General features: G+C 29.9%; 11 protein-coding genes. 3 read left to right on the top strand and 8 right to left on the bottom strand.

From position 1 onward, the window contains the following. Window positions 1-49: 49 nt before the first annotated feature. Window positions 50-934, bottom strand: coding sequence for an N-acetylmuramoyl-L-alanine amidase family protein (locus IC219_RS07965; protein WP_227433391.1), 885 nt, complete (start codon window positions 932-934; stop codon window positions 50-52). Between the two features lie 227 nt (window positions 935-1,161). On the opposite strand from IC219_RS07965, the gene IC219_RS07960 reads away from it, so the two are divergent. Further along, complete coding sequence (locus IC219_RS07960) at window positions 1,162-2,169, top strand: SpoIVB peptidase S55 domain-containing protein (RefSeq protein WP_227482983.1); 1,008 nt, start codon at window positions 1,162-1,164, stop codon at window positions 2,167-2,169. 261 nt (window positions 2,170-2,430) lie between these two features. On the opposite strand, the gene yunB is transcribed toward IC219_RS07960, so the two are convergent. Then, window positions 2,431-3,129: a sporulation protein YunB gene (gene yunB, locus IC219_RS07955; RefSeq protein ID WP_227433393.1), complete on the bottom strand. Its 699-nt coding sequence runs from the start codon at window positions 3,127-3,129 to the stop codon at window positions 2,431-2,433. Window positions 3,130-3,343: 214 nt separating this feature from the next. Between yunB and IC219_RS07950 the strand changes: the two genes are divergently transcribed. Next, window positions 3,344-6,019, top strand: a complete 2,676-nt coding sequence (locus tag IC219_RS07950) for a transglycosylase domain-containing protein (protein ID WP_227482984.1) — start codon at window positions 3,344-3,346, stop codon at window positions 6,017-6,019. A gap of 204 nt (window positions 6,020-6,223) precedes the next feature. Here the strand turns inward: IC219_RS07950 and IC219_RS07945 are convergent, their stop codons facing one another. Genes IC219_RS07945 through IC219_RS07930 form a run of 4 tightly spaced genes read right to left on the bottom strand, consistent with a single transcriptional unit; the run spans window position 6,224 to window position 9,670 of the window. Continuing rightward, window positions 6,224-7,159 (bottom strand): DUF1177 domain-containing protein, encoded by a 936-nt coding sequence (locus IC219_RS07945; protein ID WP_227433395.1) that lies wholly within the window; start codon window positions 7,157-7,159, stop codon window positions 6,224-6,226. Between the two features lie 39 nt (window positions 7,160-7,198). Beyond that, a complete protein-coding gene (locus IC219_RS07940) occupies window positions 7,199-8,344 on the bottom strand; it encodes a M20 family metallopeptidase (protein WP_227853319.1) in 1,146 nt (381 codons plus the stop codon). Window positions 8,345-8,357: 13 nt separating this feature from the next. Further along, complete coding sequence (locus IC219_RS07935) at window positions 8,358-8,822, bottom strand: hypothetical protein (protein WP_227433397.1); 465 nt, start codon at window positions 8,820-8,822, stop codon at window positions 8,358-8,360. 14 nt (window positions 8,823-8,836) lie between these two features. Then, entirely contained in the window at window positions 8,837-9,670 is an 834-nt protein-coding gene (locus IC219_RS07930) for a DUF3100 domain-containing protein (protein WP_227433398.1), read from the bottom strand. Between the two features lie 148 nt (window positions 9,671-9,818). Between IC219_RS07930 and IC219_RS07925 the strand changes: the two genes are divergently transcribed. Beyond that, entirely contained in the window at window positions 9,819-10,691 is an 873-nt protein-coding gene (locus IC219_RS07925; RefSeq protein ID WP_227482986.1) for a LysR family transcriptional regulator, read from the top strand. Between the two features lie 130 nt (window positions 10,692-10,821). Here IC219_RS07925 and IC219_RS07920 read toward each other — a convergent pair whose 3' ends face one another. Together IC219_RS07920 and spoVAE are read right to left on the bottom strand one after the other, a co-directional pair. After that, complete coding sequence (locus tag IC219_RS07920; RefSeq protein ID WP_227482987.1) at window positions 10,822-11,841, bottom strand: LacI family DNA-binding transcriptional regulator; 1,020 nt, start codon at window positions 11,839-11,841, stop codon at window positions 10,822-10,824. 169 nt (window positions 11,842-12,010) lie between these two features. After that, window positions 12,011-12,373 (bottom strand): stage V sporulation protein AE, encoded by a 363-nt coding sequence (gene spoVAE / locus IC219_RS07915; protein WP_227433401.1) that lies wholly within the window; start codon window positions 12,371-12,373, stop codon window positions 12,011-12,013. Window positions 12,374-12,375 lie beyond the last annotated feature (2 nt).

Below are 12,375 nucleotides of genomic sequence, written 5' to 3'. Positions count from 1 at the left end.
TAAAAATTAGGAAAATAGTACCATCCCAATTTTTTTCTCTATTTATGTTTTATTTAAAATATTCATCTAATCCATCTGCTACACATTGCATCATTTTTCTTTGATATTCTGGATTTGACATCATTTGGTCTTCATTATAGTTGCTCATAAATCCCATCTCTACTAATACAGCTGGCACTTTTGACCAGTTAAATCCAGTCAAATCTCCTCTTTGAACAATTCCATTTATCTGTATCCCAGCTTGTTCCATGTTTGTTTTGATGAATTCTGCACATCTATTACTATCTTCATATATAGGAGCTGTATATTTTCCATCCTTCTCAGGAACTAATATAGATGCACCAGTCTTTGAAGAATTATTTAAACTATCTGCATGTATTCTTACAACCATATCTGCTTTTTTCTCATTAGCAAGTATTGCTCTTTCTGAGTTACTTATATTTACATCATGTGTTTCTCTAGTCATTATTACATTGTAACCTTTAGACTCTAATATATTTTTTAAAACTACAGATGCTTCAAGATTTAAAACATACTCTGCTTTCTTTGTAGCTATACCTTCTGTTCCTGAAGATACTCTTGCTTTTTGAGATGAAGAACCTGGAGCTACTGGTTCTAAATTACTATCCCCTTTTCCTTGATGCCCTGGGTCTATACAAATTAAAAACTTTTTATTTTTTTGAGTTTCTGTTTTATTATCTGATTTATTATCCTCTGACTTATTATCATTTTTGCTTTTTGAATTTGATTTATTTTCATCTTTATCTTTATCTTTTATATTTTTATTTTCATCTTTATCTGTTTTTTCATTTTTAGTAGTGCCTGAATTAATTAAATTTGTTGTCTTGTAAAAATTGGTAACTGGATTTGATGTACCTATAATTATAATTCCCATGGCAATTATACAAGTAACTAACAATCTATATTTTTTCATCTTTTGCTCCTTTCAATGATAGACAGCTATTATCTATTTTAAATTTATATGAATATGTATCTATTTTATCATATACCTTGTTTATTTTATTTATTTTTATGAAAACTAAGGAGTTATTGTGCCAGTTTTCCAAGCATCAAAAACTGATTCTTGAGCAACATAATATTGAAGCAGCAAGAAAATTTCAATTTTATTATTAAAATATTTTAATAAGAAAGAGGTGTTCTATGCAATTTAAAAATTTTTATTTTAAAGATAAATCTTTAAGTAAAAGAAACAACTTAGCTAAGTCAAAATTTACAATTGTTTTAACATTTTTATTTTTATTATATTTTTTCTCAAATAATTTAATTTATGCACAAAATTTACAAAAAAGTGAACCTCAATATTTAATACCTATAGGAAATGTTCTTCAAATTGATGCAGAACTAAAAAATATCATCGTTAGAAGTCCTGGTGAAGCATCTCCATTTAGATTAGGTGATGCTATAATCAAAGTAAATAATATAGAAGTTGATGGATATAGTGATTTTGCTAATACACTAAATGCTTTACCAGAAGAAAAACCAGTGTCTATTTTATTAAATAGAGGTGGTCAACTTTTAACAATGAAAACAACTAAACACATATTAGAAAAAATTAGTTTTAATAACTTACTTTCTGGATTTGCTACTTTAACTTATATCAATCCAGAAACCTCAGAATTTGGTGCTGTAGGTCACCCAATAAGTGTTGGTAATTCAAGAAAAATACCTATAAAATCAGGTTCAATTTCTACAACTAAGCACCTCGACATAGAAAAATCCTATCGAGGTAGTGTGGGATGTATAAATGCAAAAAGAGAAAATATTATTGGTAGTTTTACAGAAAACACTGATTTTGGAATAAGAGGTCAAATTAATAACTTTGATATTTCTAGCTTAAAAAAATATAAGGTAGCTTCACTAAATGAAGTTAAACTGGGAAAAGCTCAAATAATTTTACAAAACAACTCTAATGAATGTAAAAAATATAATATTGAAATTATAGATATAGAAAGCCAAAACCATCCTGAGAGTAAAAGTTTTAAAATTAAAATCACTGACAAAAACCTTTTAGCTCAAACTGGTGGTATTGTACAAGGTATGAGTGGTACTCCAATAGTACAAGATGATAAAATAATAGGAGCAGTTTCTCATGCCATTGAAAATGACCCAGCTGTAGGTTATGGTGTATTTATTAAATGGATGCTTTAGATAATAAATTATATAAGTAATTTGTAACTCTTAAATCATCATTAAATAAATGTTTATAATATATTTGGTCTGAAGACATATTTCTTCACTCTACAGACCAAATATATTAAATATTTTACATACTTTAAAACATAAATTTTTATTACAATTATATTAATTTTTATTACAACTATATTGATTCTTATTTATTACTTATTATTGACATAATTTTTATTTATAAACTATTATTTTAAATTTATTAAAAAATAAATATCATTAATATTATTTGTTAGCATTTTTTCCAGTGTTAGGTAAAACATTGCCAAGGTTCTTTTCAGGTATATTTACATAACTTTCTGGAACATCACCTACTATTATAGTCTCACAGATAGGTATCTGAGCTTTAATTTGTTTTGTTGAAGTTATAAGTGGGATTACTACTTTCACTTGAGTTTGAGCTTCTAAATATATCCTATGTCTTGTTTGATTTATGCCTGAAGACTCAAATTCCGTTTTAAAGTTTACTGATACTGTTCCTATAGGTTCAATAGATACTTCAAGTTTAGGACCGTATTTAGCTAATATAGGACTTCCTAATGCTGTTCCTATAGGTATGTAAGAATCTGCTGTTTTACCTTTTTTTAATTCATCTTGTATTTCTAAAGCTATTGCAGATGCAATTTCATTCATCATAATAGTATTTGCTTGTATCATAGTTATTTTTCCGTTATTATCAAGCTGTATATCCATTAAATCTTCATAATTTATTTTCCCTTCTACCATTTCAGCAACAGCTTTATTTATAGACCTGTTTGCCAATTCAAGAGCTTTTGTTTCTGCTAAAACTGTAATTGTTGGTCTTAAACTTTTATCTATATATATGAAACTGCCTATAAATACAGACAAGAAAAGAATTAACAAGAAAATAGCTACAATTTTTCTAAATTCATTTTTCTTTTTTCTATCTACTATCCTATTCAAATTTATCCCCTCCTATTTATTTATATGTAACTTTGGCATAATTTTTATAATATTTGTCAAAAATAAATAAATAAAAATATAGACTTATTAATACATTTTGTTTATACATATCTACAATGTACAGAATATTATAGCAAATTCATTTTTTCTATTAATTACAAAATTACTCCTATTTGTGTTATAATATTGCATTAAGTAAGGAGGTTAAAATCTTATGAATAACGATAATGATAAAAATGGAAATAAAATAAGAAGAAAAAAGGTTAGTTCATCTAGTAGCTCAAATAAACCAGTTAATAGAAATTCAGCTAACAAAACTCATTCAACTAAAAGCAAGAAGAAATCTAAGAAAAGTGATAAATTTAAAAAACTAAGAGTATTTGGTATAGTATTTTTAGTTTTATTAGTTGTTGGTGCAGCAGGTACTGCTGGATTAGTATTTGCATCATTAAGAGATGTCTCTCCAGTTACAGAAGCTGTTTTAGACAAGCAAACAAACCAGACAACTACAATTAAATACGCTAATGGAAAAACATTATCTACTGCTCCAAGTGTAAATAAAAAGACACCCGTTCCATTAGATAAAATTTCAACTCATCTTCAACATGCAGTAATTGCAATAGAAGATGAACGTTTTTATGAACACAAGGGTGTTGACATTAAAGGTTTATTTAGATCAGTATTAAAAACTCTTACTGGTACTAAGCAAGGTGGTAGTACTATTCCTATGCAGGTATCTAAGATGTTATTGACTACTGAGCAACAAACTCTACCTCGTAAAATAAAAGATATTTATTATGCATATGAGATGAGTAAGACAGTAAGTAAAGACAAAATACTAGAAACTTATTTAAATAACTTCTTCGTTGGAAAGGGTCTTGCAGGAGCTGAGGCTGGTGCACGTGGTTATTTTGATAAGTCTGCATCTGACCTTACTATAGCTGAGTCAGCACTTCTTGCTGGTTCAACTAAAAATCCATCTAGGTTTTCAGCTTACAAAACTTCTAAATTAGATGGAAATGAAACTAAGAGTGACTTAGAGAATAAGTTGTTATTTTTTGTTAATACAACTGATGATGATTTAGATGACCCAACTCAAGTAGACTTTGATATGATTGAGAAATTAAAAACTTGGGAACTTATATCTAGTGATACTTATAGACAGCTAAAAGCAGGTACATTAGTTGTTAGAAAAGCTATAAACAACCCTGAAGCTAAGAAAAGACAAGAAATTGTTCTAAAGAAAATGTTAGACCTAGGATATATAAAACAAAAAGAATATGATGAAGCAATTAATGCTAAGATAGAAATAAAATTACCTAAATCAGCAGATAAAGTTTCTTCATCTGTAGAAGACCTTATTGAAAGTGAAGTTATAAATGCCCTAATGGAACAAGGACATACAAATGATGAAGCTCAAAACTTATTCTACAATGGTGGTCTAATTGTAAATACAACTATAGACCCTAAAATGCAGGATGCTTTGGAAGAAGAATTTGATAAAAATAGCAATTTCCCAGGACATATGGTTGGATCTGATGGAGTTAGCCAACCACAGTCTGCAATGGTAATTTTAGATTACAAAAATGGTGAAATAAGAGCACTAGCTGGAGGCCGAAACATAAGTGGCAGAAAAACTTTAAATCGTGCTACTAGCCCTCATCAGCCAGGTTCTTCTATAAAACCTCTAGCAATTTATACACCAGCTATTGATACTTTAAAGATTACACAATCAACTGCTCTAAATGATGTTAGAGGAGGGTATAAATTTGAAGAAAACACTAAATGGAATCCAAGAACTACCACTAGTGGTCATGGCTCTATGAGTTTACGTAAAGCTCTTGCTAAATCTTCAAATACAATAGCAGTTAAAACTGCTGAGATGCTTGGAGATTCTTATGATGAATGTATAGATATAATGATGGACTACTTAAAGAACTTTGGCATAACAACTGTTAAAAATAGCCAAACAGGAGCAACTGATAGACAGTTCCCAGCATTAACACTTGGTGGTATGGCAAGTGGTATTACTCCACTTCAGATGGCTGCTGCTTATGGTACATTAGCAAATCAAGGAGTTTATGTAGAACCATCTATTTACACTACTATAACTACTTTTGATGGGCAATTATTAGTTAAAAACGCTCCTGAAGAGCATAAAGTTGTAGACCCAGAAGTAGCTTATGTTGTTACAGATATGTTAGAAAGTGTAATTACTGAAGGTACAGGTGGTATTGCATCACTTCCTAAAGGAATGCCTGTTGCAGGTAAAACAGGTACTACAAATAGCGCATATGATGCTTGGTTTGTTGGTTATACACCTTATTATGTAGGAGCAACATACATTGGAGATGATGCTGGTAGAAAAGATGATGCTGGTAACACTATAAAACGTAGAGATGTTCCACATGGAAGTACTAGTACAGCAAAACTTTGGCAAAAAATCATGGCAAAAATACATGCAAATTTAACAGTTACTGAATTTGAAGTTCCTAAAAATGTATATTTTACAAAAATTAATTTAGAAGATGGAGGAAAGCAATCTTCTGGCTCTAAAGCAGCATTTATTGAAGGTACTGCTCCTTCTAGAGTAAGTTCTCAGCCATCTCCTGAAGATACAAAGAAACCAGATAATAATCAACAAGAAGAAGAAAACAATAATAACAACAATAATTCAGGTAATAATGGTGGTGGCTCTACTCCTCCTGATAACGGTGGAAATAGTGGCGGTACTACTACTCCTCCTGACAATGGTGGAAACAGTGGCGGTACTACTAACCCTCCTGACAATGGTGGAAACAGTGGTGGTACTACTAACCCTCCTGACAATGGTGGAAACAGTGGTGGTACTGTCACCCCTCCTGATGGTGGTGGAAATACAACACCATAGTTTAATAAAAGATTACATTTAAATATTAATAAATAATTAAAATTCAAACAAAAATATAAGGAGTTGCCTCAAAGTGATTTTTAGAAATCCTCGATGAGACACTCCTTTTTTAGTAATTATAATTAATGTGGCGATTGTTATAATATTTATATATTACAAACTATATAAACTTATTACAAACTATATAAACTTTATATTTTTTGCTTATTGTATACCAAAAGTTTGGAATGCGTTTAATTTCCCATATCTTTTGATAAGTATATCCCATTCTTCCTTATCATAAAAATCACACTTATTTACACCAAATAATTTGCCAACTTCAATTGCAAATCTACCAGCTGACTCTAAATCACTAAAATGAGTTGCACCTGTAGCACATCCAGCAACAGGCATTTCTGTAGTAATTGCTACTCCAACTACTGGAGAATTTGTAGCAACTGCTGGCTGTAAAATACTATTCAAGTGATACAGGTCATTTCCATATGGTGTTATATCTTGAATAGATAAAGGAAATACAAATGGAGATTTTCCAGTTACAGTCTGTATAATATCTAAAAGATTATCACTAGTTTTCAATATGTACCCCTCTTTGACAGTTGGCGATATTGCAAATCCTCTAGTATTGATTATTCTATTACCTTTAGTAGTATCGATTGAAAGTATTGCATCACAACTACTGTCAACTTCATTTTCATTCATAGTTGTCATATCTATTGGTGAATCCATAAAAGGTGTAGGATAATGCTCTTTAGTTGGAGCATCTGGACAAATATGAGTAGAAATTATAATATCTCCTTCTAGCACATCTCCTTTTCGTTGCATATCTAAAAGTTTCGCTGCTACTGAAATTGCTACTAATGCTCCATCACCATCTGAAACAAAACCTATTACATCTGGTCTTGCTCCAATACCTCCAAGTCTGCCTAAAATACCTAAAGTAGGGGCATTTCCTCCGTTTAATTTACCATTCTTACCAGCAATTGTAAGCTTAACTAAGTCTGTAGAACCTTTACTTGATGATAGCTTTTTTACTATTATATTTTCTCCACCATAGCTTTGTAAGTATGTCTTCACTTCTTCTCCACTTGCAGTTGATTTGTCTAAAATGTCATAAACCTCTAATACTTGTTTTAATATCATATTTAGTCTCCTTTCTTCATGTATTTTTTTAGTAATACATTATTTACTGTACAAAACATCTACACCACACATTGCTAGTACTTTAATTGCTTTTATAAGTGCTATTTTTCCTTCTTCGCCACCAGCAGCTACAGCAAATTCTTCTGTATGAGTTGCAGTGTTTTCTTTTAATTTTATATATGCTTGTATTGCAGGTATTTCATGAGTTAAATTTCCAGTATCAGTTGAACCAATACCTTGAGTTAAATCTCTTTCAATATAATCTTCGCCCAATACTTCAAAATTTTCTCTAACTGTATTTACCAATCTTGAATCATTTTTTATCTCTTTATATATCTCATCTAATTGAATTACTTCTACACTAGTTCCTGTAGAAATTGCAGCTCCCTTAGCACAATCTTTAAGCATATCACAAATTTCATTTAGGTATTCTATACTTAATGCTCTTACATTAAATATAGCTATAGATTTTTCAGGAATTATGTTGTGTATACTACCTCCATCATTTATAATTCCATGTACTCTTGCATAATCTTTAAGATGTAATCTCATGCTATTTACACTATTGAATAATGCTATTACTCCACTTAATGCACTTCTTCCTTCCCAAGGATAAGCAGCAGCATGAGAAGCTTTTCCACTAAAATCAAATTTTAAGTTAACTTGAGCAAATGATATATCATCAGGTATTGAAGCATCACATGGATGTAAAATTAATGCAGCATCTACATCTTTAAATACCCCTTCTCTAATCATAGTTATTTTTCCACCTACTCTTTCTTCTGCAGGTGTTCCAAATACTTTTACAGTTCCTTCTATATCATATTTTTTTATAACTTCTTTTAAAATAATACCCGCTCCAACAGAACTTGTACCTATTATATTATGTCCACAAGCATGTCCCATACCTGGAAGTGCATCATATTCAGCTAGAAAAGCTACTGTCTTTCCACCAGTTCCATTTGAGTATACTGCCTCAAAAGATGTTTCTAATCCTCCTACACCCTTTGTCACATCAAATCCATTTTCTTCTAATAAATTACATAATGCTTTTTGTGATTTAAATTCTTCAAATGCTAATTCTGGATTTTCAAATAAAGATTTGGATACCTTTTCAAATGATGCTTTTTTCTCATCAGATAACAGCTTTATATCTTCTTTGATTTTTAATTTTAATTCTTTCATACTTACTACCTCCTTAAATCATTCCATTTATTTTTAGAACTGTTTGAGATATAAAAGCAGAACCAAAATAAGTAGATGTCATAACTATAAATGATATAACTACTAGCTTCCAACTCAAAGTCTTTAATATGTCTAATTGGTTACCTACAGAAATTCCTGCAAAAGCTAATAATGGTGTTACTGTAGACATAAAATTGATTTTTCCTATATTACTTGCTATAAAATCTCCAACTGGTGATATGGGAAGTGATAATACAAACGCAACTAAAGTCGCCCATGCAAAACCTGGTAAATTTGGTCTCTTAACAAAATTCTTTATTACAATAGCAATTATTACTAATATAAACCCAAATACACTTCCAATCAACAAATCTTTAGCCTGTGTTTTAAGTGCTATAGCCTGTCCAAAGCAAATAATAATATATATGAACATTACTATTTTTATCTGTTCCATAATAGTCTTCAAAGTCTTTTCCATCTATACATCCTCCATTATAAGACATCTCTTGTTTTTGTTTTTTTTCTACTTCTAAACTTCTCAATAATCGGAGCCACTTTACTATAATAATAATTAGCAACTGGTAATGATAAAAATAATTCTATGTATATTCCAGTAACAGCTGTAATCAATCCACTGGTAGCTGAATAAGCTAAAATCTGTTCAGACATATTTGGGACAGTATTCATCAATGATGCTGTTGCAGCCCCCATCATAGAACCACTTCCCATTCCTGATGCCATTGCTAAAGCATATGGATGAAAGCCTATAAGAACACCCAATGGTGCCAAAAATGAAAATAATAATGTTCCAAAGATACTACCACTTATATAAGTTCCCAATGTTCCTATACCTTCTGGTGAATTTAATCCATACTTATCCCCAATAATTCCTAGTGCTGTGTCACGACATAATGAAAAAGTCCCTCCTAATGCACTTCTTCCAAGACCTAGTGCTACTCCAACAGGTAATGCTATCAACATTGTACCCATATGACCAAACTCTTGTAATAAAAGTGCTGGTCCTGCTTGAAGTAATATACCAACTTTAGGACCTGCATTAATTCCAAACATTATTCCTAATGGATATAGAGTTAAAGATAAAAGATATGGAGATACATTTATTTCATTATCTCCTATAAACTTTTTTAAAGCTGGTATAACCCTTCCTAACAAATGAGGTGAAACAGCCATACCTATAAAGATAGCCCATAGTATACTAAGTAAAGTTATATTAATACCCATAACTTTAAATGAAATAGGCCCAATTAATTCAGCCAATACTGTAATTATACAGGCTGCTATCAGAGCATTTTTAATTCCTTTCATTTTTATACCTCCTTGCAATTTTTATAATTTTCTTACAATATAAGTATTAGTGATTTAATTATATATTCTCTCATAGACAATGTATAATATAAATTTTTCATTATTTTTATATGCTTTTAGTCATAAAGTAAAAGGAGGATTAAGCATCATGGATTTATTACAATTAAAATATTTTCAAGTTGTAGCTTGTACTGAAAATATGACTAATGCTGCTAAGCAATTACATGTAACACAGTCAGCACTTAGCAAAAGTATAGCTCTACTTGAAATGGATTTAGGTGTAAAATTATTTGACAGGAAAGGAAGGTCTATTAAATTAAACTATCGTGGAAATATTTTCCTTAAAAGAGTTGATTCTATACTTAATTTATTAGATACATCAACCAAAGAAATAAAAGATTTAGCTTGTAGCGAATTTGACCAAATCAAATTAATCGTACTTACTGCATCAGGGTTAATTTTAGATGTACTTAGTGAATTTAAAAAATTACATCCAAATATTTCATTCAAATTAATGCAACATATTCCAAAATCAACATTTGACTACGATTTTGATATATGTATTACTTCATATTGCTTTGAATTTAAGTCATCAAATTATGAAGTATTAACTAGTGAAGAAATATTTATAGGTGTACCTTACAGCAATCCACTATCAGAGCTTAATAGTGTGTATTTTAAAGATGTACAAGATGAGAATTTTATATGTTTAGATGAAGGTACAAATTTCAGAAAAATTACAGATAGATTTTGTAACTATGCTGACTTTGAACCTAATGTAGGTTTTGAATGTGATTCTCCTTCAACCGTTTATAATTTGATAAAAGAAGGTCATGGAGTTGGATTTATTCCTGAAAAATCATGGTGTATAGATTATGAATCTTCTATTAAACTATTACCTATTAATGATATAAGATGTGAGCAATTTATTGAGCTATATTGGACAGATAATAAATTTTTAAACAAGTCAACAAGAATGTTTATTGATTTTATAAAAAACTATCTTAATGAAACTACTTAAAAAATAATAAATCTCAATGTTGTACCGAGACTCAAAAGTTAGATTTTATACTGGAATGAACTTTCATTCCAGTATTTTTATTTATTCAAGTTTTTATTGATATTAAATTCTATAATCAACTGGATTACTTTTAGTCTTTTATTCTATTAACGCTGTTTCTTATAATTAGTCTTGGATAAAGTTTTCTTGGGATATGTTCTGTGCTCTTTTTATTTATTGTATTTACTAAACTATCTACTCCATTTTTTATAACTTGCTCTCTTGGGTCATCTATTGTCGATAAGTGTGACCTAAAGTAAGATATTAATTCAATATTATTATATCCTATTACAGATAAGTCTTCTGGTACATTTATACCATAAGTAGTTTTTAATTCTTGTATTATAGAAATAGCTGGTACATCTTGTTGCACAAATATAGCTGAAGCCTTTTTTATTTTATCAATATGATTTCTTAATAGTTCAACTTGAGATTCAAAATCCATTTTAGATTCAATTACATCTGTCTTTAAATTAGCTTCTTCCATAGCATTTAAATACCCTTTGGTTCTATCTTCATGCATTTTTGAACTCTTATCTTCTGAAGTTATTGTTATTATATTTTTATGACCATGGTCGATTAAATGTTTAGTAGCTATATAGCCTCCATATACGTTATCGTCCCAAAAGAAGTTATCTACCTCTCCTACAAAAGATGGCTTAAAATATATGAATACGTGTGGAAAATTATTGTCTTTTAAAAACTCATACTCTTCTTTTTTTATTGATTGAGACACTATTACTAATCCATCAACCATTTGTCCATTAACCATTTTATAGACATTACTATCACCACTAATGTTGTTATTGGGCTGTATTATAAAGTCGTACTTATTAGTCTCAATAGAATTTATAGAACTGTCCATTATATCACTAAAAAATTTTCTAGTGTCTTGATGATTAAAATTATTTGAAAAGATTACCCCTATTCTATTTGTTTCTTTTTTTGCTAGATTTCTCGCATTTACATTAAAATGAAACCCTAGCCTGTTAGCCTCTTCCACTACCTTCTTTTTTGTTTTTTCAGATACATTAGGATTATTGTTTAAGCACCTAGAAACAGTTGAATAGCTAATGCCTAGGTTCCTTGCAATATCTTTAATAGTTACCATCTTTATCCCCTACTTCACTTCATTTTATTTTTGCTAATATAATACTACACCATGTTGTAAATAATTGTCAACTTGATTATGTAAACGCTTGTAAGTATAAAAAAATAGGTAGAATCTAAAAAGATATCTACCTACTTTATACAAAAAATTATCATATATTTAAGTGGTTTTATGGTTTTGCTTTTGGTGTAAATACTACCGACATAATATATCCAAAAAATATAGCTGCGGCTATCCCACCAGCTGTAGCAGTTGTTCCACCTAGGAAAATACCTAAAAATCCATCACTTTGTATTGATTTTATTACTCCTTTGGCAAGTGAATATCCAAATCCTATTATAGGAACTGTTGCACCTGCTGCTGCAAACTTAACTAATGGTTCATAAAGTCCTAGAAAAGTTAAAACTACACCAGTTGTTACATATGTCACCATAACATATGGAGTTTGCATTTTAAAGTAGTCCATCATTACTTGAGCTATTAAACATATAATTCCACCTACAATAAATACTCTTACGTATTCCATTAACATAT

Origin of the sequence: Clostridioides sp. ES-W-0018-02, from assembly GCF_020658175.1 — a bacterium.
Lineage (GTDB): Bacteria > Bacillota > Clostridia > Peptostreptococcales > Peptostreptococcaceae > Clostridioides.
This window is presented reverse-complemented; position numbering and strand designations above follow the sequence as displayed.